Source organism: Streptomyces sp. NPDC002779 (genome assembly GCF_042888685.1).
Classification (GTDB): domain Bacteria; phylum Actinomycetota; class Actinomycetes; order Streptomycetales; family Streptomycetaceae; genus Streptomyces.
The window spans coordinates 66,509-90,049 of sequence record NZ_JBIAQC010000004.1; the positions used below are offsets into that span (position 1 = coordinate 66,509).

The window sequence follows — 23,541 nt, forward strand, 5'->3', positions numbered from 1 at the left end:
ATAGGTGCTTGAAAAGAAGGTGTTGCGAGCAGAAACGAGCATGCGGTTCTCAAGTGGCCGAAGTCCGCCGGTCCTTGGGCAACGCGAAGGCCCCGCCGCCGGTCGGTGTCGGTGACCGGTGAACGGGGCCTTTCCGCGGGCCGGTTGGGCCCGGCGTGCGGTGGTCAGCGGGCGAGTACGTCCCTGATCCGGCCGTGGATCACGTGCCGCGCGTCCTCGGGAAGCGCGCCGAGGTCCGTGTTCTCGACGGCGTGCAGGACCGTTTCGACGTCGGTGTCGCAGGGCGTGGTCGCGGTGAGGAACTCGTAGCCGTCGCGGACGGCGACGCGCAGGCGCCTGGTGCCGTCGGGCTCCGCGTGCACCGCGGTGGCGACGACGAACGGCGGCGGGCCGCCCGGGTCGCCCTCCTGCTTCAGGTAGCCGCTGACCAGCGGGGTGCGCCAGGTGATGCCGAGCAGGACGGGGCGCTTGGCCAGGAGTTCGGTCAGGTCGGTCTCGTAGACGCCCGTCGTGTCCAGGACCGTCGCGCGGGTGTCCAGGACGAGCGCGGCGGGGAGCAGGCAACGCAGGGTGCTGCCCACGATGTTGCCGCCGACCGTGGCCGCGCGGCGCACGGCGCCGGTGCCTATGCCGCCGGCCGCCCGGCGCAGCACCTCCGGCACCCGGTCGTCGATCCGCTGGAGCACCACGGCCGAGCCCAGGGCCTCGGGCCCGAGGGCGTTCGCCTCCGGCAGGTTGCGCAGGGACATGGCCCGGTCGGGGAAGCCGTCGCGCTGGAAGGACGCCCAGACGAGCGTCGCCCCGCCGATCGGCAACGCCCCCTTGGCAAGGTGCTGTTGGACCTCGGACACGGATGTGGGCAGATGCAACAACACGGAGCGGCCTGCTTTCGCGACGGGTCTGTGGTGAACGCGTACCGCATTCTCCCCGCCGGGCAGGGGGCGCATGCAGGGTTCACCGGGTCACTCCGTGCGCCCCTGATGCTGGACTTTCTGTATAGCATCTGGACGTGTAGTCTAGGCGCAGGCTGACGGACAGGGAGTGAGCGATGGCGGGTGAACCGGGCCTGGAAGCCGAGCGGGACGCGATCATCTCGGCGCTGACGCCGGTCGTGGACGGGCTCGTGGCGACCTTCGGGCCGCTGTGCGAGGTGGTGCTGCACGACTACCGCCGGCCCGAGCGATCCGTCGTCGCGGTCGCCGGTTCCGTGACCGGGCGGACCGTCGGCGGGGCGATGAGCGAGATCGGCATGCGGATCGTCGCCCGCGGCGCCGAGGCGGACGACGACCTGAATTACGTCACCCGCACCCGGACCGGGAAGCTGGTCAAGGCGTCCACCCTGGTGCTGCGGGACTCCACCGGCGAGGTCTTCGGCGCCCTGTGCGTCAACCTCGACGTCACCGCCGTCAACGAGGCCCACGCCCTGCTCGGCGCCCTCGCCGGCATCGGCCGGGACAGCGCCGAGGCACCGGTCACCACCTTCGGCAACGACATCGACTCCGTCGTCGACGCCATCCTCGACGCCCACCAGCTCCGCCAGAACCGCGGCTGGGCGGAGCTGGACCGCACCCAGCGCCTGGAACTCTTCCGCGGCCTCGACGGCCGCGGCGTCTTCGCCGTGCGGCGCGCCGTCGAGCAGGTCGCCGCCCGGCTCGGCATCTCCCGCGCCTCCGCCTACCACTACCTCGCCCAGGCACGCGCCGCGACCGGCCCGGCTTCCGACCCCGATGGAGGACCCGCGTGACCAGCACCCCGCCCCTCACCCCCGACGACGTCCGGGACGCGGCCGCACGCCTCAAGGGCGTCGCCCACCGCACGCCGGTGCTGCGCTCGCGCACCCTCGACGGCCTCGTCGGCGCCGAGGTCTTCCTCAAGTGCGAGAACTTCCAGCGCGTGGGCGCCTTCAAGTTCCGCGGCGCCTACAACGCCGCCTCCCGGCTGACGCCGGACCAGCTCACCCGGGGCATCGCCACCTACTCCTCCGGCAACCACGCCCAGGCCGTCGCCCTCGCCGCCCGGGAACTGGGCACCACCGCCGTCATCGTCATGCCCGAGGACGCCCCGCCCGCCAAGCGGCGGGCCACCGAGGGCTACGGCGCCGAGATCGTCACCTACGACCGCTACACCGGCGACCGGGTCGCCCTCGCCGAGGCCCTGGCCGCCGAGCGGGGCCTAACCGTCATCCCGCCCTACGAACACCCCCACGTCATGGCCGGGCAGGGCACGGCCGCGCTGGAACTCCTCGAAGAGGTGGGTCCGTTGGACGCGCTGCTGACCCCGGTCGGCGGCGGCGGACTCATCGCGGGGAGCGGCACCGTCGCCAAGGCGCTGTACCCGCGGCTGCGGCTGATCGGCGTCGAGCCCGAGGCCGGGGACGACACCAAGCGGTCCCTGGAGGCCGGCCGGCGCATCGAGATCCCGGTGCCCAGAACCATCGCCGACGGCCAGGCCCTGCACACACCGGGCGAACTCACCTTCTCCGTCAACCGACGGCTCGTCGACGCCATCGCCCTGGTCGGCGACGACGAGATCCGGGACGCGATGCGCTTCGCCTTCGAGCGCCTGAAGATCGTCGTCGAACCGAGCGGCGCCACCCCCCTGGCGGCACTCCTCTCCGGCCGCGCGGGCGCGCTGCCGCCCCGGGTCGGAGTCATCGTCTCCGGGGGCAACGTCGACGCCGAGCGGTTCGCCCGGCTGTGCGCGCCCGCCGGCTGACACCCGGGCCGCGCGACCGCCGTGCCGCCGTCACCCGCATGGCGGCGCCGACTGGACAGGCGGACGATGGAGGGGTGGGGTCCGGCCCCCGCCGGGGCCGCTCGGCAGCGGCCGGGAGACGGAGACCGGCCCCGGCCGTACCGACGCGGCCGGAAGGAGATCCGTGATGATCGAAGTGAAGACGCTCGACAAGCCGGACGAGCGGCGCGATTTCCCCAGGGGACACCTGGAGGCCGTCCACCTGACCGGGCTCGACTTCGCCGTGGGCACCTTCGAGCCCGGCTGGCGCTGGTCGGAGTCCGTGGCCCCGATCGCGGGCACCGAGAGCTGCGAGGTCCACCACAACGGCTACGTCGTCCAAGGCCGTCTGCACGTCACGATGGACGACGGCGGCGAGGCCGAGGTCGGCCCGGGCGATGTCTTCGTGGTCCCGCCGGGCCACGACGCCTGGGTCGTGGGCGATGAACAGGTCGTCGTGTACGACTTCGCGGGCACCATGGCCACGGAGTACGCGAAGGCCAAGGAGTAGCGAGGAGGAGCGACGCTCAGACGGTGACGACGATCTTCGCGCGCGCGTGCTCCACCTCCAGGTGGCGAATCGCCTCGGCCGCCGCACTGAGCGGATACGTCCGCTCGACGACCGGCGCGATCCGCCCGGCCTCGGCCAGCTCCTTGAGGGCCGCGAGGTTCTCCCTGCTCTGGCGGGCGGGGAGTTCGAGCAGCCGCTGCCGTGTGAAGGGCGCCGCCAGCCGCCGCTTGAGGAACAGTCCCATGGGGCCGACGATGCTGCCGCCCTCGTAGAATCCGCCGCCGGACAGCACCAGGGTGCCGGTCGGGGTGAGCGCGCGCCGCAACGCCCGCAGTGAGTGGTTGCCGACCAGGTCCAGTACCACGTCGTAGCGCCGGCTCGTGCGGGTGAAGTCCTCGCGTGCGTAGTCGATGACATGGTCCGCGCCCAGTGAGCGGGCCATGTCCGCGTTGCGCGCGCTGCACACCGCGGTCACCTCCGCGCCGTACGCCTTGCCGAGCTGCACGGCGAAGGTGCCGACGCCGCCCGAGGCGCCGTTGACCAGCAGCGTCTGCCCCTGCCGCACACCGCCCACGTCCCGGACGCCGATCAGGGCCGTGTTCCCGGCGAGGGGTATCGCGGCGGCCTGCTCGAAGGTGAGGTGGGACGGCTTCGGGCCCACCGCGTCACCCGGCGCGCACACATACTCCGCGAAGGCGCCGTCGGCTTCGCCGAACACCTCGTCACCGGGCCCGAGACCGGTGATCCCGTCGCCCACCGCCGCCACCCGGCCCGCGAAGTCCCGGCCCCTGACCCGCGCCTTGGGTCCGCGCAGCCCCATCACCGCGCGCGCCACCTTCGGGTCGCCGTGCATGAAATGCCAGTCGTAGGCGTTGACCGACGCGGCGTGCACCCGCACCAGCACCTCGCCGGGTCCCGGCACCGGCCGTTCGATGTCCCGGAACTCCAGCACGTCCGCCGGGCCGTACCGGTCCTGCACCACTGCCTTCATGATCTCCCCCTTCACCGCTTTCGAGACTACGGATCCGGGCCGGTCAGGGACATCAGGGACGAACCCTGATTCGTCCCGGGGAGCGGAGCCCACGACCACCACCGAAGGTTCCGTCGCCCCGGTCACACCGGCAGCAGCCGGGATACCAGGTCGCTGAGCTGGCGGGCGTTGCGGCACTCGTGCATCTCCACCAGCTCGGCGTAGTCCGGCGCGGCGGAGTCGCCCGTGCCCCAGCTCGTGGTCTGCTCCGGGTTCAACCAGTAGACGCGGCGGGCCCTTTCGCTGATGAGCCGGACGGCCGCGAGGTTCGGGTCGCTCATGTTGGTGCGCGCGTCGCCGAGCACGAACACCATGGTGCGCGGGCCGACCGCGTCACCGTACCGCTCGGCGAACTCGCCCAGCGCCACGCCGTAGTCGCTGCTGCCGTGCCAGCCGGTCAGGGTGGCCTCGGTCCGGATGCGGTCGCCCAGACCCTCCGGGTCGGCCGTGCCGTGCACGAGCAGGCCGGTCACCTCGTCGATGCGGTTGACGAACGCGAACACCCGCACCTTGCTGAACTGGTCGTGCAGCGCCTGCACCAGCAGCATGGTGAAGTCCGAGAAGCCGGACACCGAGCCCGACACATCGCACAGCAGCACCAGTTCGGGCCGCACCGGCCGCCGCCTGCGCAGCACCGGCTTCATCGGCACCCCGCCCGTCGACAGCGAGCCGCGCAGGGTCCGCCGTAGATCGATCGCACCGCGCGCGGCCCGGCGCCGGCGGGCCGCCAGCCGGGTGGCGAGCTTGCGGGCGAGCGGCTGAACGGCCCTGCGCAGCTCGGCCAGTTGAGCCTTCCCCGCGAAGAGGAAGTCCACCCGGTCGGCGCTCGGCGCCACCGCCCGCCGGGCGATCTCGTCCCGGCCGCGCCGCTCCGCCACCCGGCGCCGCGCCTCCGCGGTGACCAGAGCCCGGAACCCCTCGATGCGCCGCCGGATCTCGTCCTCCAGCAGCCGGTCGGCGAACCCCGGAGCGCCGCCCCGAGCCCGCACGTCGTCGCGGACCCGGGCGAGCAGCGTCTGCGGGCGGAGCCGGTCGAGGGTCTGGTACGACGACCAGCCGTCCGACCTCGGGGAGGAGCCGTATCCGCCGAAGCCGTCGACCGCCTCCACCGCCAGCCGGCCCATCAGCGCCCGGTCGTTCGCCGCCAGCGCCGCCGCCAGCCGGTCGCGCAGGTCCTCCCGCCCCGCCGCCTCCTGCTCCGGCGCGCCGACGCCCCGCGGGAAGTACAGGTCGAAGACCGGGTCGAACACCGGCCGTTGGGCCGTACCGTGCAACAAGGTCGCCGCCAGGCCCTCGCGCAGCCGCTCCCGGTCCGTCAGGCCGAGCGCCGCCACCGCCTGCGCCGCGTCCACGGTCTCGCCGGTGCCGATCCGGATGCCGTGCGCGCGCAGGGCGGCCACCAGCGACGTCAGCCGCTCGGCGACCCCAGCGGGGGTGGTCACAGGGCGTCCAGGTCGAGCTTGGCGGTGGCCTTCAGCACGTCCTCCCGGTGCTTGAGGAGGACGCCGAGACTGTCCCGTACGACGGTCTCGTCCAGGGTGTCGGCGCCGAGCGCGAGCAGGGTCCGGGCCCAGTCGATGGTCTCGGCGACCGACGGCAGCTTCCGCAGGTCCATGGCGCGCAGCGCACCCACCACCCGTACCACCGAGCGGGCCAGCGCCTCGTCGAGCTCGGGCACCTTCAGCCGGACGATCCGGCGCTCCAACTCCTCGTCGGGGAAGCCGATGTGGAGGAAGAGGCAGCGGCGGCGCAGCGCCTCGGACAGTTCGCGGCTGGCGTTGGAGGTGAGGACGACGAAGGGGCGGCGGGTGGCGGTGACGGTGCCGAGTTCGGGGACCGTGACCTGGAAGTCGCTGAGCACCTCCAGCAGCAGGCCCTCCACCTCGACGTCCGCCTTGTCCGTCTCGTCGATCAGCAGCACCTTGGGGTCGTCGCCGCGGATCGCCGTGAGCAGCGGACGGGGGAGCAGGAACTCCTCGCTGAAGATGTCCGTGCGCGCCTCGTCCCAGGTCTCGTCACGGCCCGCGCTGATGCGCAGCAACTGCTTGGCGTGGTTCCACTCGTACAGCGCGCGGGACTCGTCCACGCCCTCGTAGCACTGGAGCCGGACGAGCCGGGCCCCGGCGACCTGGGCGACGGCCTTGGCGAGCTCCGTCTTGCCGACCCCGGCGGGGCCCTCGACCAGCAGGGGCTTGCCGAGGCGGTCGGCGAGGAAGACGGTCGTGGCGACCGCGGGCGAGGCGAGGTAGCCGGTCTCGGCCAGCCGCGCGGCGACGTCGTCGACGGAAGTGAACAACGGGGCCTCCAGGTCGGATACTGCCACCTATCTAAGCGCTTGTTCACCTCCTGTGTCACGGCGTCGAGGGGGCTCGCCGCCAGAACGCGCCGAGCCCCCCGCCATCCGTCACCCCACCGCGACCGCCGCCACCGCCGGAGTACGCAGCACCCGGCGGGTCGTCACCAGGCTGGTGCCCAGGGTCGTCGCGGCTGCTACGGCGATGACCGCGGCGGCGACGCCGTAGAACTCGGTGGGCAGGAGCCGGTCGGAGCGGACCAGCGTGAAGGGGATGATGCCCGCCAGCGCCGCCAGCGTCCCGCACACCACTCCGGTCAGCGTGAGGATCAGTCCCTCGGCGCCCACCATCCCCAGCACCTGGCCGGGCGTCGCCCCCGCCAGCCGCTGCTGGCCGAACTCCCGGACCCGGTACGTGGTCGCCGCGTACAGCGAGTTGACCAGCATCACGCAGACGAAGACCACGATGATGCCGACGACCGTGTAGTTGAGCGTCTCCAGGTTCTTCGCGTCGACCGACTTCACCGCGCCCGAGGCCGCGAGGGCGTCGCTCTCCACGGCCTGCGCGGTGAGCGTGGCCGTGGACACCGCCGTGAAGAGGATCAGCGACATCAGCGTGCCCGCCAGGTCGGCCACCCGCCGGCGCAGATTCCGCACCGCCAGCCAGCCGCTCGCACCCCGCGGCGCCAGCCGGTCCAGCACGCCCCCGAGCAGCCGGGGCGCCCGCAGCGCGAACCCCACCGACAGCAGGATCGCCCCGTACACGGCCGGCGCCATCAGCGCCTCGTCCGTCGCCGAGAAGGCGAAGGTGGCGCTCGCCGACAGGGCACCGGCCGCGAGCGCCGCGTACCCGAGATACGTCCGCCCCCTGCCCGGCCGTCGCGACCCGCGCGTGGCCCGCCGTACGGCGAGGAACGCCGCGCCCGCCGACGCGAGCAGCGTGATGCCGACGCCTGTCACGAGCACGACCGGGCCGAAGACGTGGCCGACGGAACCGGCCACCTGGCCACTCTCCTGGAAGACGGCCAGCAGCGCCCGCCCGCCGAGCATCGCCGCGCCGACCGCCGGTACCGCGCCCACCAGCGCCACCGCCACCGCCTCACCCACCACCATCCGCCGGAGCTGCCCCGGCGTCGCCCCCGAGCAGCGCAGCAGTTCCAGCTCCGCCGTCCGCTGACGGACGTTGACCGTCAGCGTCGAGGCCACGGCGAAGAACACCAGCAGGCTGCCGTAGCCGCCGACGACACTCGCCGCCGTCGTCAGCGTCTCCGCGCTCGTCGCGTCGATGCCGTCCCGCGCCGCGGTGTCGTGCAGGGAGTTGAACGTCATGATGATCGCCGCGCCCAGGAAGGCGGCGAGCAGCGTCGCCAGGAACCGTCCGGGCCGCTGCCGGATCGACCGCATCGCCAGCAGGAACATCGCTCACACCTCCGTCGCCACGGCGTCGCCCAGGTGCGCGAGGCGCTCGGCCACCGCGTCCGGGGTCGGCGCGTCCATCCGGCCCGCGAGCCGCCCGTCCGCCAGGAACAGCACGGAGTCGGCGTAGGAGGCGGCGACCGGGTCGTGCGTCACCATCACCACCGTCCGCCCGAGCCCCCGCACCGCGTGCTGGAGCAGCGTGAGGACGTCCCGCGCGCTGCGCGTGTCCAGGGCGCCGGTCGGCTCGTCCGCGAAGATCACCCGAGGTTCGGTGACCAGCGCCCGGGCGATCGCGACACGCTGTCGCTGGCCGCCGGAGAGCTGGTCGGGACGGTGGCCGAGCCGGTCGCCGAGACCGACCGAGGCCAGCACCTCCCGGACCCGCCGCTTGTCCACCCGCCGCCCGGCCAGCTTCAGCGGCAGCACCGTGTTCTGCGCGACGGTCAGCGTCTCCAGCAGGTTGTACTGCTGGAACACGAACCCGATCCGGCCGCGCCGGAACTTCGTCAGCGCCGTCTCGTCGCCGCCCGTCAGCTCGGTGCCGTCCACCCGCACGATCCCGCTGTCCGGCCGGTCCAGACCCGCCGCGCAGTGCAGCAACGTCGTCTTGCCGGAGCCGGAAGGACCCATCACCGCGGTGAAGGTGCCGCGCCCGAGCCCCAAGGTGACCTCGCGCAAGGCGGTCACCGCGCTGTCGTCCGTGCCGTAGGTCCTGGTGACCTTGACCAGCCGCAGCGCCTCGGCGGCGGGTCCCTCGTCGTGCGCGGGTGTGCCCGTGCGGAACATCGTCATCACTCCCCGGTGGGGCACTCCCTGTGCCCCCCACCACGAAGCTACGGAGACGGCGGGCTCGGCACATGGGGTGCAGAACCCGTATCGGGGGGTGTACTCAGGGACACCACGGCCCCGTCTCCAGGGCAGTGGCCCGCCGAGGTGACACACCGGTGACAACCGTCACGGGACTGGTGCGGCGAGCCGACTTCCCGGCCGTCACCCGCGGCGGTACAGGTACCCCATGACGGTCGACGGGGGACGCCGCCACTCGTGGTGGCAGGGATTGCGGGAGTCGGTCGAGGGGGCGGACACCGATCTGCGGCCCGAGGGACTGATGCACATCGTGCCGGCCGGACTCGGCCCGGCCTACATGAAGTTCGGGGACCTGTACCCCGAACAGCAGCTGCAACTGCAGCTCTTGTACGGCGCCTCGCAGCGCGCCTTCGAGCGCACCACGCGCGTCGCGGCGCGGGTCGCCGTGCGGCGCGTCCTCCACAACGCGCTGAGCGATCCACGCCTCGAGGACGCCAAGCCGAACGACCACCTGGCCGAGTACCTCGACGAGGAGGTCGCCGACCTGCGGGGACGACTCGCCCAGGACAGCGCGATCGCGGTCAGTCGCGGCCTCAACGTCGGCCTGACGCTCGGCTCCGCCGCCAGCCTGGTGCTGCTCGTCGTACCGCTGCTCTGGGGTGCCGGACTGCTCCAGGCCCTGGGGGTGACGCTCAACTGCACCAACCGCTGGCAGCTGCTGGGCGCGTTCGTGTGCGGCGGGGTCGGGGCGCTCGGCGCGGTGCTGAGTGTGCTGGTCCGACTGCGGGGACACACCGAACAGTTGACGCAGCGTCAGAACGGTGCCCAGGACGGTCTGGTCGTGCCCGGCCAGATGGCCCGCAGGATGCGCCACGAGGGCGTGTACCGGGTGGTCGTCGGCTGGATCCTCGCCCTCGCGGTGTACTTCCTGCTCAGCGGCGGCCTCGTGCCCGTCTTCGAGGTCCCGGCCACGGCGGCCGAGATCTGCCCGTCCGCCGCCACGCCCGGCTCTCCCGCGAAGGGCACGGACTTCTGGGGGTTCTGGTGCGCGATAGGTTTCGTCGCCGGGTTCAACGAGCGCTGGGCCTTCGGCATCCTGGCCCGCGAGTCGACCCGCAAGCCGAAGAACGCCTGAGTGCGGGGGCGGGGATGCGCGGGGGTTGGGGCACCGGTGCGCGACCGGCGCCCCGAGGGCGTACGGCATCTTCCCCGCCCGGCGATCGACCGCTCCGACGTCAGGGCGAGCGGACGCGTCAGCGCCGCGGACTCGGCGACCGTGGTCCACGACGACCCCCCACCCGCAGCCCACCTGGCCGACCGGCTCCGGCCGCCGCTACGCGCTTGCGTGTCCGGCGGCACGGCGGGTCGCCGGGCCCGTGCCACCGGTGGCCCCTGGCCAGTCCGCGCACCTGCACTTGCTCGGGTCGCCGCGCGTCGTGTGGCCGGGTCCGTGTCACGGGCGGCCGTCGGCCGTTGCGCGCTGGCCTGCGCGCTTGCGTGGTCCGGCGGCACGGCGGGTGGCTGGATCCCTGTCACACCGCGGCCCCCGGCCACTCCCCGCTGACCTGCACCTTTCCCTGGCTCCCCGTACGTCGTGTGGCCGGGCCCGTCCGGGGAACCCGGGCGCCATGGACGATCAGGCCCGCACCCGTAAGTCGCACTGGATCGAGACGGCGCCGCCCGGCGACCTCGCGCCCCCGCCGGACGGTGACCTCACCGTCGAGGTGGCCGTCGTGGGCGCGGGTATCGCCGGGATCAGTACGGCCTGGGAGCTGGCCCGGCGGGGCCACGGCGTCGCCTTGCTGGAGGCGGACCGGATCGCCACCGGCGTCACCGGGCACACCACGGCCAAGATGAGCGCCCAGCACACCCTGATCTACGACCGGCTCCGCCGTACCCGCGGCCGGGACGGGGCACGGCTGTACGCGGCCTCCCAGATGGACGCGATCCGGCACGCCGCCGAAACCGCTGAGGCGCTCGGCGTGGACTGCGACTGGGAGACCACGGCGGCCTACACCTGGGCCGAGAACGCCGACCGCACCGAGGAACTGCGGGCCGAGGCCGCCGCCGCCCGGGAGGCGGGGCTGCCCGCGCAGTACGTGACCGAGACGGACCTGCCGTTCCCGGTCGCGGGGGCCGTTCGGGTGGAGGAACAGGCCCAGTTCCACCCCCGCAAATACCTGCTGGCGCTGGTCGAGGACCTGCAGCGGCTGGGCGGTCGCGTGTACGAGCACACCCGTGTGGTCGGCCTCTCCGAGGGCGAACGCTGTGTGCTCACGACCGAGGACGGCGTGAAGGTGACGGCGCGGTCCGTCGTGGTCGCCACCCATTATCCGATCTTCGACCGGGCGCTGCTGTTCACCCGCCTCACGCCCCGCCGGGAACTCGTCGTCACCGCTCCCGTCGACGCCGCCACGGCTCCGACCGGCATGTACATCACCCCCGAGCAGAACACCCGCTCCGTCCGCACGGCGCCCTACGGCGACGGCAGGCGCCTGCTCCTCGTCACCGGGGAACACTTCACCCCCGGCGCCGGCGGCGATGTCGAGGCCCGCTTCGAGACCCTCTCCGCCTGGGCCCGGGAACGCTTCGGTGACCTCGACTTCACCCACCGCTGGGCCACGCAGGACAACGACCCCACCGACTCCGTACCGCTCGTCGGCCCCCTGCACCCCGGGAGCAAGCACGTCTACGTGGCCACCGGCTTCGGCGGCTGGGGAATGGCGAGCGGGATCATGTCGGGCCGCCTGCTGTGCGATCTGATCACCGGCCGGGACAATGCGTGGAGCGACCTGTACGACCCGCGCCGGGTGGCGCCCGTCCTGCGGGAGGGGATGGACTTCCTCAAGCACCAGGCCGACGTGGCACGGCACTTCGTCGGTGACCGGCTCCAGCACCTGCCGGGCCCCTCGGCCACGTCGGTGGACGAGATCGCCCCCGGGGACGGCGCCATCGTCCATGTGTCGGGCAAGCGCTGCGCCGTCCACCGCGACGAGGACGGCAAGGTGCACGCCGTCTCCGCCAAGTGCACGCACATGGGCTGTCTCGTGGCGTTCAACCGCGCGGAGCAGGCCTGGGAATGCCCGTGCCACGGCTCCCGTTTCGCCCCGGACGGCCGGGTGGTCCAGGGGCCCGCGGTGCGGCCCCTGGAGCAACGGGACATCTGAGCCGCCCCCTCAGCCGACCAGGATCACCTCCAGGGTGCGCGGCCCGTGCACCCCCTCGACCCGGTCCAGTTCGATGTCGCTGGTCGCCGAAGGGCCGGAGATCCAGGTCAACGGGCGGACGGGGTCGAGCCGTTCGAGGGCCTGCGGCACGGAGGAGACGACCTGGTCCGGCACCCGTACGACGCAGATGTGATGGTCGGGGACGAGCGTGATGCGGCGACGGCCCTGGTCGGGGCCGCCGTCGAGGACGATGGTGCCGGTCTCGGCGACGGCCACCGCGCACGCCGTGATCACACTGTCGACGCGGTCCAGCTCGTGCGGGGTGCTCTCGATCCGGTCCGGGACCTGCTCTGCATCGGCCACCGCGAGCCACGACGACTCCAGACCGGGCGGCACGAGCACCGTCCTCGCCCCCCGCGCGGCCAGCAGCCCGGCGAGCGTCGCCGGCAGGTCATCGGGGGAGCAACGGTGCACGATCGCCCGGTAGTCGGCCAGGTTCTCGGCCAACAAATCCACCGTCTCCTCCGCGCCCCGCTCCCCGTGCTGCCGCAGATACCCGCGCTCGACCGGCGTGTCCTCGTCCGGTCCTACGTCGGCCAGCGCGCGCCGCACCCGCCCGAGGATCCGTTCCCTGCTGCTCACTTGGCGTCGTCCTTTCCGCCGTGCGTCCGCTGCCACCAGTCCCGGAACGGCTCCCGGGGCACCGCGGGCAGTTCCCGGGTGCCGCTCCACGCCTTCCCGGGCCCCGGCAGGCTGCGGGGATGCAGGCGCCGGGTGCGGGAGGCGAGCCGCTGCCCGGTGCGCAGGGCGGCCGGGTAGGTGAACGCCCAGCGGGCCGCCCGCATCGCCGCCCGTTCCGCCGCGTGTCCCTTGGCGGGCTTGAGCACGACCTTGTTGCCGCCCCGGGTCACCGGCCCGCCCTGCACGACCCGTTCCCGCAGGTGCACCAGCACCTCGGGGATGTCGATGGCCACGGGGCACACCTCGTAGCAGGCGCCGCACAGGGAGGAGGCGTACGGCAGGGAGGCGTCGATCTCGCTTGCCGTGCCCCGCAGTTGGGGGCTGAGGATGGCGCCGATCGGGCCCGGGTAGACCGAGCCGTACGCGTGGCCGCCGGCCCGCTCGTACACCGGGCAGACATTGAGGCAGGCGGAGCAGCGGATGCAGCGCAGGGCCTGGCGGCCGACCTCGTCGGCGAGGGTGTCGGTGCGGCCGTTGTCGAGGAGGACGAGATGGAAGGTCCGGGGCCCGTCCGCCGTCCCGGAGTCCGTCGTACCGGTCCACATGCTCGTGTACGGGTTCATGCGCTCGGCGGTGGAGGAGCGGGGGAGGGTCTGCAGGAACACCTCCAGGTCCTGCCAGGACGGCACGACCTTCTCGATGCCGACGACCGAGATCAGTGTCTCGGGCAGGGTCAGGCACATCCGGCCGTTGCCCTCGGACTCCACGACCACCAGGGTGCCGGTCTCGGCGACCATGAAGTTGGCGCCCGAGATGCCGACCTTGGCGCGCAGGAACTTCTCCCGCAGATGCACCCGGGCGGCCTCGGCGAGTGCGGCCGGGGTGTCGGTGAGCCCTTCGGGGGCCGGACGGCCCCACTCGCTCATCTCCCGGGCGAAGATGTCCCGGATCTCGCCGCGGTTGCGGTGGATCGCCGGGACCAGGATGTGGGAGGGCCGGTCCTTGCCCAACTGCACGATCAGTTCGGCGAGATCGGTCTCGTAGGCGCGGATGCCCTCCGCCTCCAGCGCCTCGTTCAGCCCGATCTCCTGCGTGGCCATCGACTTGACCTTGACTACCTCCGACTCGCCGGTGGCCTTGACGAGTCGGGTGACGATCCGGTTGGCCTCGTCGGCGTCGGCGGCCCAGTGCACGGTGCCGCCCGCGGCGGTCACCGACTCCTCCAACTGCACCAGGTAGCGGTCCAGATGGCGCAGCGCACGGTCCTTGATTCGCGCGCCCGCGTCGCGCAGCGCGTCCCAGTCGGACACCTCCGCCACGGCCGCGGCCCGCTTGCCGCGGATGGTGTGCGTGGCGTGGCGGAGATTGCCGCGCAGGGTCTGGTCGTGCACGGCCTCGTGCGCGGCCTCCGGGAAGGCCGGCATCCCTACGAACGTCCCGCTCATACGGCCGGTTCCTCCTCCGTGCTCGCCAGGATCTCGGCGATGTGGACGGGCCGCATCCCCGTCCTGAGCCGGGCCATGGTGCCGCCGATGTGCATCAGACACGAGTTGTCGGCCGAGCAGAGCACGTCCGCGCCCGTGGACTCGGCGTTGCGCACCTTGTCCGCGCCCATCGCCGCCGAGACATCGGAGTTCTTCACGGCGAAGGTGCCGCCGAAACCGCAGCACTCGTCGGCGCCCGGCAGCTCGACCAGCTCAAGTCCCTTCACCGCCCGCAGCAGCCGCTGGGGCTTGTCACCGAGCCCCAGCCCGCGCAGCCCGTGGCAGGCCGGGTGGTAGGTCACCGTGTGCGGGTAGTACGCCCCGACGTCCGTCACCCCCAGCACGTCCACCAGGAACTCCGTCAGCTCGTACGTCTTCGGCACCACGGGCGCGAGGGTGGCGGCGAGCGCGTCCCCGCGCCCCTCCGCCCGCGCCCGCTCGCCCATCCGCGGGTACAGCTCGCGCACCATCGCCCCGCACGACCCGGAAGGCGTCACGATCGCCTCGTACTCCCCGAAGACATCGGAGAAATGCCGGGCCAGTGGCTCCGCGCCATGCCGGTAGCCGGTGTTGTAGTGCGCCTGCCCGCAGCAGGTCTGCGCCATCGGGAAGTCGACCTCGACACCCAGCCTGGTCAGCAGCTTCACCACGGCGCGCCCGGTGTCCGGATAGAGCGTGTCGTTGACACAGGTCAGGAACAGAGCGACACGCATCGCGGCTCCTTGTCGTCGATCATCGGATGAGTGCAGGGTAGTGCGGGGCAGCGGCCCGGGGGAGTCCCGCTCATCCGCGGGCGAACCGGGCCTCGGCCTCGCGCCACCGGGCGGTGTCGCCCCGTGGCTCGTAGCGGGTCAACGGCTGGGTACGGGTGAGCAGTTGCCGCCCGTCCATGAGATCCCGGACCAGGCCGTGCGGGCGGGCCTGGACCAGGACGTTGCCGAGGGCCGCGGCTTCCGTCGGCCCCGCCACCACCGGCAGCCCGCAGGCGTCGGCGGTGAGCTGGCACAGCAGGGCGTTGCGGGTGCCGCCCCCGACGACGTACACGACGTCGACCGGCCGGTCGGCCAGCCGCTGGGCGTCCGCGACGGCCCTGCGGTGGGCGAGGGCGAGCGAGTCGAGGATGCAGCGCGTGACCTCGGCGGGCGACTCGGGCGCCGGCTGCCCGGAGGCCCGGCACGCCTCGGCGATCCGCTGCGGCATCCGCCCCGGCGCGAGGAACGCCGCGTCGCCCGCGTCCACCACCGACCGCAGCGCCGGTGCCTTGGCCGCCCTGAGCAGCAGCCCGCCCAGATCCGGCTCGTCCCACACGCGCAGGCACTCCTGGAGCAGCCACAGGCCCATGATGTTGCGCAGGTAGCGGACCGTGCCGTCCAGCCCCAGCTCGTTGGTGAAGTTGGCAGCCCGGCTCTCCTCGGTCAGCACCGGCGCATCCAGCTCCAGACCGGCCAGCGACCAGGTCCCCGTGCAGATGTACGCGAAGTGCTCACCGGCGCCGGCCGGGACCGCGGCCACCGCGGAGGCGGTGTCGTGCGAGCCGACGGCGGTCACCGGCACGGGTCCGGTGAGCCCGGTGTCGTCCAGGACCTCGGGCCGCAGCAGACCGGCCGGCTCCCCGGGCTGCCGCAATGGCGCGAACAGGTCCAGGTCGACGCCGAGCCGGGCGGCGACATCGGTGGCCCACCGCCGGGTCCGCGGGTCGATCAGCTGGGTGGTCGAGGCGTTGGTCAGCTCGGTGCCCTGCTCGCCGGTGAGCCAGTACGTCAGCAGGTCGGGGATGAGCAACAGGCGCCGGGCACGGGCGAGTTGGTCCGTGCCGCGGGCGGCCATGAGCTGGTACAGGGTGTTGAAGGGCGCGTACTGCAGCCCGGTCGCCCCGTACAGCTCCTCGGCGGGCACGGTCGCCCACACCTTCTCCGCGACCCCGTCCGTACGGGAGTCGCGGTAGTGGACGGGGTTGCCGAGCAGCGCCCCGTCGGCGTCCAGCAGGCCGTAGTCGACGGCCCAGCTGTCGATGCCGACGGAGTCGACCTGCCCGGCGGCCCGCAGGCCGTCCAGCACCCCCGCGTACAGCCCGAGCACGTCCCAGCGCAGCCCCTCCGGAACGCGCACCGGCCGGTTCACGAACCGGTGCGCCTCCGCCAGCTCCAGACTGTCGGGCCCCACGCGGCCGACCATGACCCGTCCGCTGGACGCGCCGAGGTCGACCGCGGCGTACGACTTCACGGACCCGCTCACCGCAGGAAGGCGGCCGCGACGCCGGCGTCGACCGGGACGTGCAGTCCCGTGGTGTGCGTCAGCTCCCCGCCGGTGAGGGCGAAGACGGCGTTGGCGACATGCGCGGGCAGCACCTCCCGCTTGAGGATGGTCCGCTGGGCGTAGAACTCGCCCAGCTTGTCCTCCTCCACCCCGTACACGGCGGCCCGCTGGGCGCCCCAGCCACCGGCGAAGATCCCCGAGCCGCGCACGACGCCGTCCGGGTTGACGCCGTTGACGCGGATGCCGTGCTCGCCCAGCTCGGCGGCCAGCAGCCGCACCTGGTGGGCCTGGTCGGCCTTGGTGGCGGAGTAGGCGATGTTGTTCGGGCCGGCGAAGACGGCGTTCTTGGAGGCGATGTACACGATGTCACCGCCCAGACCCTGGGCGATCATCACCCGCGCCGCCTCCCTCGACACGAGGAAGGAACCGCGCGCCATGATGTCGTGCTGCAGGTCCCAGTCCTTGGCCGACGTCTCCAGCAGCGGCTTGGAGATGGAGATCCCGGCGTTGTTCACGACGAGGTCGACCCCGCCGAAGGCGAGCACGGCGGCCTCGAAGGCGTCGGCGATCTGCTCCTCGGAGGTGACGTCCACCGTCACCGCGACCGCCTTGTCGGGCCCGCCCAGCTCCTCGGCGACGGCGGCGGCGTTCTCGGCGTCGAGATCGGCGACGACCACACAAGCACCTTCGGCGACCAGCCGCTGGGCGATGGCCTTGCCGATCCCGCTGCCGGCGCCGGTCACCAGCGCGACCCGGGTGGCGAGCGGCTTGGGCTTCGGCATCCGCTGGAGCTTGGCCTCCTCCAGGGCCCAGTACTCGATGCGGAACTTCTCGGACTCCTCGATGGGCGCGTACGTCGAGACGGCCTCGGCGCCGCGCATCACGTTGATGGCGTTGACGTAGAACTCGCCCGCGACCCGGGCGGTCTGCTTGTCCTTGCCGAAGGAGAACATGCCGACGCCGGGGACCAGCACGATCGCCGGGTCCGCCCCGCGCATCGCGGGGGAGTCGGGCAGGGCGTGCCGCTGGTAGTAGGCGGCGTACTCCTCGCGGTAGGCGGCGTGCAGCTCCTTCAGCCGCGCCACGACGTCCTGAAGCGGCGCCGTGGGCGGCAGGTCCAGCACCAGCGGCCGCACCTTGGTGCGCAGGAAGTGGTCGGGGCACGAGGTGCCGAGGGCGGCGAGCCGGGGGTGCTCGGCGCGGGCGAGGAAGTCGAGGACGGCGTCGGAGTCGTCGAAGTGCCCGACCTGCGCCCGGTCCTGGGAGGCGACGGCACGCACGTGCGGCGCCAGAGCCGCGGCCCGCTCCCGCCGCTCGCCCTCGCCGAGGGCCTCGTACCCCTCGATGACGGGACCGAAGGGATCGGCCTTCCCCTTCTCCGCAAGGAACGCCTCGGCGGTGCGGATGATGTGCAGCGAATTGCGCTCGCACTCCTCGGAGGTGTCACCCCAGGCGGTGATCCCGTGCCCGCCGAGCACGCACCCGATGGCCTGGGGGTTGGCCTTCTTCACCGCGGCGATGTCGAGCCCGAGCTGGAACCCGGGGCGCCGCCACGGCACCCACACCACGGTGTCGCCGAAGCACTCGGCGGTCAGCTTCTCGCCGTCGGCGGCACAGGCGAGCGCGATACCGGAGTCGGGGTGCAGATGATCGACATGGGCGGCCTCGACGAGCCCGTGCATGGCGGTGTCGATGGAGGGCGCGGCACCCCCCTTGCCGTGCAGGCAGTAGTCGAACGCGGCGACCATCTCGTCCTCGCGCTCCACACCCGGGTAGACGTCGACGAGCGCCCGCATCCGGTCCAGCCGCAGCACCGCCAGCCCCGCCTCGGTGAGCGTCCCGAGATCACCACCGGACCCCTTGACCCACATCAGCTCGACATCACCCCCCGTGACGGGATCGGTGCCGGCGCCCTTGGCGGAGGCATTGCCGCCGGCGTAGTTGGTGTTACGGGGATCAGAACCGAGCCGACGGGACCGGGCGAGGAGAGCGGCGGCTTCGGGATGGATAGCCATGGAAAATTTCCTTACTTCTTGAAAAAGGGCGAGTGCACTTCCCAAGGGGCGCGGGGCAGTGCCGATTTGCGGCTCCGCCGCGTGGGCGCGACCAGCCACACACCACGCGCACCCCGCATACGACAGATCAGGGCAGACGCTCACGCCCCCCAACCGGCCTGCTCCCCACCGACTCGCTCAGCAACGATCTTCTCGGCCCACCCGGACCGCGCATACGCGGCAAGGGGCTCAGGATCCAGCCCCATCTCCTCCCGCACCTCCCGCAGCAGCGGCCGCACATCGGTGTTGTACGCGTCCATCACCACGGCATTCGCGGCCAGCACGTCCCCGGCGGCCTGCGCCTCGGAAAGAGAGACGCGATCCACCAGGAGCGCCTTCGCCGTGGCCTCCTGCACATTCATCACCGACCGGATGATCGCCGGGATCTTCGCCTCGATGTTGTGGCACTGATCGAGCATGAACGCGACCTCGGTGCTGAAGCCCCCGCCGCGGATCACCTCGTACATGATCCGGAACAGCTGGAAGGGGTCCGCCGCGCCCACCATCAGGTCGTCGTCGGCGTAGAAGCGCGAGTTGAAGTCGAACCCGCCGAGCTTCCCCTCCCGCAGCAGCGTGGCGACGATGAACTCGATATTGGTGCCGGGCGCATGGTGCCCGGTGTCGACGACGACCTGGGCCTTCGGCCCGAGCTTGAGGCAGTGCGCGTACGCCGTCCCCCAGTCCGGGACGTCCGTCGTGTAGAAGGCGGGCTCGAAGAACTTGTACTCCAGCAGCATCCGCTGCCCGTCCCCGAGCCGCTCGTAGACCTCGGCGAGACCCTCGGCCAGGCGGTCCTGGCGCCCGCGGATGTCGTCCTGCCCGGGATAATTCGTCCCGTCGGCGAACCACAGCTTCAGGTCGGTGGAGCCGGTCGCGTCCATGATGTCGACGCACTCCAGCAGGTGGTCGACGGCCTTGCGGCGCACCGCCGCCTCGGGGTGGCAGATGCTGCCGAGCTTGTAGTCGTCGTCCTGGAACGTGTTGGAGTTGATCGCACCCAGCTTCACCCCCCGTTCCTCGGCGAACTTGGCGAGAGCCGCGTAGTCCTCGACCTTGTCCCAGGGGATGTGCAGGGCCACCGTCGGCGCCACCCCCGTGAACGTGTGGACCTGCGCCGCGTCCTCCAGCTTCTCCTGGGGTGTCCGTGGCACCCCCGGTTGCGCGAACACCTTGAACCGGGTCCCGGAGTTCCCGTACGCCCACGACGGCGTCTCGACGGCCTGGGTCTTGAGCGCGGCCTTCACCGCGGCGAGGTCGGTCACTTCGGGCTCCTGTGACGTCGGGGCGGAAAGTCTTCAGAAACGCATCACTGTGAAACGATTCAAGACGGGAAGCTATGAGCCCCCCGAAGGGGTGTCAAGCCCCAGGCCCAAGCCTGTTGCTCGTGACCCGGCCGTGACCTTCGTTCATCGAAACTTTTTCGACACGGACCCATTGACGTGACATGCGTCGCATGCCTAACGTCCCGGCAACCAAGTTGAAACCTTTCACGACGTCGCGAGGGCCGTCCCGCCGACGTCGTCGAGGAGCCCCCATGACCCACCCGTCCACCACGGGTCCGGCCCCGGTACTCGCGCTCAGGGACCTGTCGAAGTCCTTCGGCGCGGTCCGCGCCCTGCGGGACGTCTCCCTGGAGCTGTTCCCCGGGGAGGTGCACGCCCTCGCCGGAGAGAACGGCGCGGGCAAGTCGACCCTCATCAAAACGCTCGCCGGAGTGCACCGGCCGGACGCCGGCCAGGTGCTGCTCGACGGCGCACCCGTCGTCTTCCACGGCCCCGGCGACGCCCGGGACGCCGGTATCGCCGTGATCTACCAGGAGCCGACCCTCTTCCCCGACCTGTCGATCGCCGAGAACATCTTCATGGGCCGCAGGCCCCGGCGCGCGTTCGGCCGGATCGATCACAAAGCCACCCATGCCGCCACGCTGGCCCTGATGCGGCGCCTCGGCGTCGAGCTCGACCCCGACCGCCCGGCGCGCGGTCTGTCCATCGCCGACCAGCAGATCGTCGAGATCGCCAAGGCGCTCTCCTTCGACGCCCGGGTCCTGATCATGGACGAGCCGACCGCCGCGCTCACCGGCAGCGAGGTCGCCCGCCTCTTCGGCGTCGTCCGCACCCTGCGCGACCAGGGCGCCGCCGTGCTGTTCATCTCCCACCGGCTGGAGGAGATCTTCCAGATCTGCCGGCGGGTCACCACCCTGCGCGACGGCGCCTGGATCGCCAGCGAGCCGATCGACGGCATGACCGAGGACGACCTGGTCCGCCGCATGGTCGGCCGTGACCTGGACGAGCTGTACCCCAAGCAGGACGTCACCCCGGGCGAGGTCGCCCTGAGCGTGCGCCGCCTCACCCGCGAGGGCGTCTTCACCGACGTCTCCTTCGACGTCCGGCGCGGTGAGATCGTCGGCCTCGCGGGGCTCGTCGGCGCCGGCCGCACCGAGGTCGCCCGAGCCGTCTTCGGCATCGACCGCTGGGACGCCGGGGAGGTGTCCGTCGGCGGGAAAGCCCTCGTCAACGGCGCCCCCTCCACCGCGATGGCCGCCGGCCTCGCCCTGGTCCCCGAGGACCGGCGGGCCCAGGGCCTGGTGATGGACATGTCCATCGAGCGCAACATCGGGCTCACCGGCCTGCGCACGACCGTCCGGGCCGGCCTGATGGACCGCGGGGCCGAGCGCAGCCGCTCCCTCGACTGGGCCGTCAAGCTCCAGGTGAAGTACGCCCGGATCGCCGACACCGTCGCCACCCTCTCCGGCGGCAACCAGCAGAAGGTCGTCCTCGCCAAGTGGCTCGCCACCCGGCCCGACGTGCTCATCGTCGACGAGCCCACCCGCGGTATCGACGTCGGCACCAAGGCCGAGGTGCACCGGCTGCTCAGCGGGCTCGCCGCCGACGGGGTCGCCGTCCTGATGATCTCCTCCGACCTGCCCGAGATCCTCGGCATGGCCGACCGCGTGCTGGTGATGCACGAAGGGCGGCTCACCGCCGAGATCGCACGCTCCGAAGCCACCGAGGAAGCCGTGATGGCCGCAGCCACGGGGAGGGCCGCCGCATGACGGTGACCACCCCCCAGCAAGCCCCCGCCCCAGAGGTGCCCAAGGCAGGCGCGACCCGACTGGTCGACCGCGTCTTCAAGATGCGCGAACTGGCCATCCTGGTCGTCTTCCTGGCGATGATCGCCGTCACCCAGGCCGGCAACAGCGAGTTCCTCACCGAACAGGGCATCAAGGACCTCCTCCTCAACGCGACGATCCTGGTGCTGGTCGCCGTCGGACAGTCCCTGGTCGTCATCACCCGCAACGTCGACCTGTCGGTCGGCTCGACCCTGGGCATCAGCGCCTTCGCCGCCGGTACGTATCTCCAGGGCGGCGGCAACCCGGTCCTGGCCGTGCTGCTCGCGGTGCTGATGGGCATCGGCTTCGGCCTGCTCAACGGCCTGCTCGTCAGCCTCGGCCAGGTGCCGGCCCTCGTCGTCACCCTCGGCACGCTGTACATCATCCGCGGCATCGACTCCATCTGGGTCGGCTCCCGGCAGATCACGGCGGCCGACCTGCCGGACGGCTTCGTCGACTTCGGCTCCGGCGGCATCTCCGCGGTGCCGTGGCTGGCCCTGATCGCCCTGGTGGTGCTGGTGGCCACCGCCTACTACCTCAAGCACTACGGCAGCGGACGCGAACTGTATGCCCTCGGCTCCAACCCCGAGGCCGCCCGCCTCGCCGGAATCCCGGTCCGCAAGCGCATCCTCGCCGCCTACACCTTCTGCGGGGCGCTGGCCGGGCTCGCGGGGGCGCTGTACCTGGCGCGGTTCGGCAACGTCGACTCCGGCACCGGCAACGGCTACGAACTCACGGTCGTGAGCGCCGTCGTGGTCGGTGGTGTCGTCTTCACCGGCGGCTCCGGCAGCGTCTACGGCGCCGCCCTGGGCGCCCTGCTGCTGACCTCCATCAACAGTGTGCTGCCCGCCCTCGGCGTCAGCTCCGTCTGGGTGCTCGCCATCAACGGCATCCTGCTCATCCTCGCCATCGCGGTCGACCGGGTCGTCGCGCTGCGCGTGGCCTCGGCCCTGAAGAAGAGGAACGCCCGCCATGCCTGAGTCCCTGCTGCGCGCGGTCCGCTGGGACACGGTGGTCGGCGCCCTGCTGATCGTGGTGCTCCTGCTGTCCTTCGGATCCGTGGACGGTTTCGGAAACGCGCTCAACCTGTCGTTCCTGATCGGGAACACCCTTCCGATCGCCTTGATCGCGCTGCCCATGACCCTGCTGGTCGTCTCGGGCGAGATCGATCTCTCGGTCGCCTCGACCGCCGGACTGTCCGGAGCGGTCATGGGCGCCCTGTGGAACCAGGGCATGACGATCGAGGCGATCATTCCGATCTGCCTGCTGCTCGGGGTGGTGTGCGGGCTGATCAACGGTCTGCTGGTGACCCGGCTCGGGCTGCCGTCCCTCGCCGTCACCATCGGCACGCTGGCCGCCTACCGGGGCATCGCGCAGATCGTGCTCGGCTCCGACGCGGTGACCGACTTCCCCACCCCGTACCTGGACTTCGCGTCCGGACGGATCGGCGACACCTTCATCCCGTACGCCCTCCTGCCCTTCCTGGTGCTGCTGGCCATCGCGGTGGTCGCGCTGCACGCCACCCCGTTCGGGCGGTCGCTGTTCGCCATCGGCGCCAGCCAGGAGGCGGCCCGGTTCGCCGGGATCCGGGTCAGGCGGCAGAAGCTGATCCTGTTCACGGTGACGGGCTTCATGGCCTCCCTCACCGGCATCTTCTGGGCCCTGCACTACGCCAGCGCCCGCTTCGACAACGCCACCGGACTCGAACTCTCCGTCGTCGCCGCCGTGTTGCTCGGTGGCATCGACTTCGACGGCGGCAAGGGAACGCTCGGCGGCGCGATCGCCGGTGTCTTCCTGCTCGGCGCCCTGCAGAACGTGATGAGTCTCCAGGACGTCTCCGCCCAGTCGCAGATCCTCGTCACGGGTGTGCTGCTGGTGCTCTCCGTGCTCGGACCCCGCGTCGCACGGCAGATCGCCGTCGCCCGCGCCGGACGCAGAGCCGCGGCCTCGCCGGCGGTGTCCAAAACCCCCGCCCCGACCTCGTAACCCCTCCGCTG

Annotated in this window: 20 protein-coding genes; 8 read left to right on the plus strand and 12 right to left on the minus strand. The window is 72.2% G+C overall.

Going from position 1 to position 23,541, the window contains the following annotated elements:
- Positions 1 to 164: 164 nt before the first annotated feature.
- A complete protein-coding gene (locus ACFYW5_RS13055; RefSeq protein ID WP_389417027.1) occupies positions 165 to 875 on the minus strand; it encodes an FAD binding domain-containing protein in 711 nt (236 codons plus the stop codon).
- A 173-nt stretch (positions 876 to 1,048) separates the two neighbouring features.
- On the opposite strand from ACFYW5_RS13055, the gene ACFYW5_RS13060 reads away from it, so the two are divergent.
- The 3 genes from ACFYW5_RS13060 (at position 1,049) to ACFYW5_RS13070 (ending at position 3,244) form a co-directional block, all read left to right on the plus strand.
- Entirely contained in the window at positions 1,049 to 1,744 is a 696-nt protein-coding gene (locus ACFYW5_RS13060; RefSeq protein WP_389417028.1) for a transcriptional regulator, read from the plus strand.
- Positions 1,741 to 2,715, plus strand: a complete 975-nt coding sequence (locus ACFYW5_RS13065) for a pyridoxal-phosphate dependent enzyme (protein WP_389417029.1) — start codon at positions 1,741 to 1,743, stop codon at positions 2,713 to 2,715. Before ACFYW5_RS13060 ends, ACFYW5_RS13065 begins: the two co-directional genes overlap by 4 nt.
- A 166-nt stretch (positions 2,716 to 2,881) precedes the next feature.
- The gene (locus ACFYW5_RS13070; RefSeq protein WP_250076540.1) at positions 2,882 to 3,244 is read left to right on the plus strand and encodes a cupin domain-containing protein; all 363 of its coding nucleotides are present in this window, start codon (positions 2,882 to 2,884) and stop codon (positions 3,242 to 3,244) included.
- A gap of 16 nt (positions 3,245 to 3,260) precedes the next feature.
- On the opposite strand, the gene ACFYW5_RS13075 is transcribed toward ACFYW5_RS13070, so the two are convergent.
- From ACFYW5_RS13075 to ACFYW5_RS13095, 5 genes are all read right to left on the minus strand, one after another.
- A complete protein-coding gene (locus ACFYW5_RS13075) occupies positions 3,261 to 4,235 on the minus strand; it encodes an NAD(P)-dependent alcohol dehydrogenase (protein WP_389417030.1) in 975 nt (324 codons plus the stop codon).
- Between the two features lie 122 nt (positions 4,236 to 4,357).
- Positions 4,358 to 5,716 (minus strand): VWA domain-containing protein, encoded by a 1,359-nt coding sequence (locus ACFYW5_RS13080; protein WP_389417031.1) that lies wholly within the window; start codon positions 5,714 to 5,716, stop codon positions 4,358 to 4,360.
- Positions 5,713 to 6,570 carry an AAA family ATPase gene (locus ACFYW5_RS13085; RefSeq protein ID WP_389417032.1) on the minus strand — a complete coding sequence of 286 codons (858 nt, stop codon included), beginning with the start codon at positions 6,568 to 6,570 and terminating at the stop codon, positions 5,713 to 5,715. The genes ACFYW5_RS13080 and ACFYW5_RS13085 overlap by 4 nt, the downstream gene beginning before the upstream one ends.
- A 108-nt stretch (positions 6,571 to 6,678) precedes the next feature.
- Complete coding sequence (locus ACFYW5_RS13090) at positions 6,679 to 7,986, minus strand: FtsX-like permease family protein (RefSeq protein WP_389417033.1); 1,308 nt, start codon at positions 7,984 to 7,986, stop codon at positions 6,679 to 6,681.
- 3 nt (positions 7,987 to 7,989) lie between these two features.
- Positions 7,990 to 8,778 carry an ABC transporter ATP-binding protein gene (locus ACFYW5_RS13095; RefSeq protein WP_389417034.1) on the minus strand — a complete coding sequence of 263 codons (789 nt, stop codon included), beginning with the start codon at positions 8,776 to 8,778 and terminating at the stop codon, positions 7,990 to 7,992.
- A gap of 223 nt (positions 8,779 to 9,001) precedes the next feature.
- Between ACFYW5_RS13095 and ACFYW5_RS13100 the strand changes: the two genes are divergently transcribed.
- Entirely contained in the window at positions 9,002 to 9,928 is a 927-nt protein-coding gene (locus tag ACFYW5_RS13100) for a hypothetical protein (protein ID WP_389417035.1), read from the plus strand.
- A 493-nt stretch (positions 9,929 to 10,421) separates the two neighbouring features.
- Positions 10,422 to 11,960, plus strand: a complete 1,539-nt coding sequence (locus ACFYW5_RS13105; protein ID WP_389417036.1) for an FAD-dependent oxidoreductase — start codon at positions 10,422 to 10,424, stop codon at positions 11,958 to 11,960.
- A gap of 9 nt (positions 11,961 to 11,969) precedes the next feature.
- Here the strand turns inward: ACFYW5_RS13105 and ACFYW5_RS13110 are convergent, their stop codons facing one another.
- From ACFYW5_RS13110 to rhaI, 6 genes are all read right to left on the minus strand, one after another.
- Positions 11,970 to 12,602 carry a lactate utilization protein C gene (locus tag ACFYW5_RS13110; protein ID WP_389417037.1) on the minus strand — a complete coding sequence of 211 codons (633 nt, stop codon included), beginning with the start codon at positions 12,600 to 12,602 and terminating at the stop codon, positions 11,970 to 11,972.
- Positions 12,599 to 14,086 carry a LutB/LldF family L-lactate oxidation iron-sulfur protein gene (locus ACFYW5_RS13115; protein ID WP_389417038.1) on the minus strand — a complete coding sequence of 496 codons (1,488 nt, stop codon included), beginning with the start codon at positions 14,084 to 14,086 and terminating at the stop codon, positions 12,599 to 12,601. The genes ACFYW5_RS13110 and ACFYW5_RS13115 overlap by 4 nt, the downstream gene beginning before the upstream one ends.
- Positions 14,083 to 14,838 carry a (Fe-S)-binding protein gene (locus tag ACFYW5_RS13120; RefSeq protein ID WP_389417039.1) on the minus strand — a complete coding sequence of 252 codons (756 nt, stop codon included), beginning with the start codon at positions 14,836 to 14,838 and terminating at the stop codon, positions 14,083 to 14,085. The genes ACFYW5_RS13115 and ACFYW5_RS13120 overlap by 4 nt, the downstream gene beginning before the upstream one ends.
- A 70-nt stretch (positions 14,839 to 14,908) precedes the next feature.
- On the minus strand, positions 14,909 to 16,360 hold the full coding sequence (locus ACFYW5_RS13125; RefSeq protein WP_389417040.1) for a rhamnulokinase family protein: 1,452 nt from the start codon (positions 16,358 to 16,360) through the stop codon (positions 14,909 to 14,911).
- On the minus strand, positions 16,357 to 18,396 hold the full coding sequence (locus ACFYW5_RS13130) for a bifunctional aldolase/short-chain dehydrogenase (RefSeq protein WP_389417041.1): 2,040 nt from the start codon (positions 18,394 to 18,396) through the stop codon (positions 16,357 to 16,359). Before ACFYW5_RS13130 ends, ACFYW5_RS13125 begins: the two co-directional genes overlap by 4 nt.
- 140 nt (positions 18,397 to 18,536) lie before the next feature.
- Entirely contained in the window at positions 18,537 to 19,697 is a 1,161-nt protein-coding gene (gene rhaI / locus ACFYW5_RS13135; RefSeq protein ID WP_389417042.1) for an L-rhamnose isomerase, read from the minus strand.
- A 272-nt stretch (positions 19,698 to 19,969) separates the two neighbouring features.
- Between rhaI and ACFYW5_RS13140 the strand changes: the two genes are divergently transcribed.
- From ACFYW5_RS13140 to ACFYW5_RS13150, 3 genes are read left to right on the plus strand one after another with little or no spacing between them, the layout of a single operon-like run.
- On the plus strand, positions 19,970 to 21,487 hold the full coding sequence (locus ACFYW5_RS13140; RefSeq protein ID WP_389417043.1) for a sugar ABC transporter ATP-binding protein: 1,518 nt from the start codon (positions 19,970 to 19,972) through the stop codon (positions 21,485 to 21,487).
- Positions 21,484 to 22,524: an ABC transporter permease gene (locus ACFYW5_RS13145; protein WP_389417044.1), complete on the plus strand. Its 1,041-nt coding sequence runs from the start codon at positions 21,484 to 21,486 to the stop codon at positions 22,522 to 22,524. The genes ACFYW5_RS13140 and ACFYW5_RS13145 overlap by 4 nt, the downstream gene beginning before the upstream one ends.
- Entirely contained in the window at positions 22,517 to 23,530 is a 1,014-nt protein-coding gene (locus tag ACFYW5_RS13150; protein WP_389417045.1) for an ABC transporter permease, read from the plus strand. The genes ACFYW5_RS13145 and ACFYW5_RS13150 overlap by 8 nt, the downstream gene beginning before the upstream one ends.
- The last annotated feature ends 11 nt before the right edge of the window (positions 23,531 to 23,541 follow it).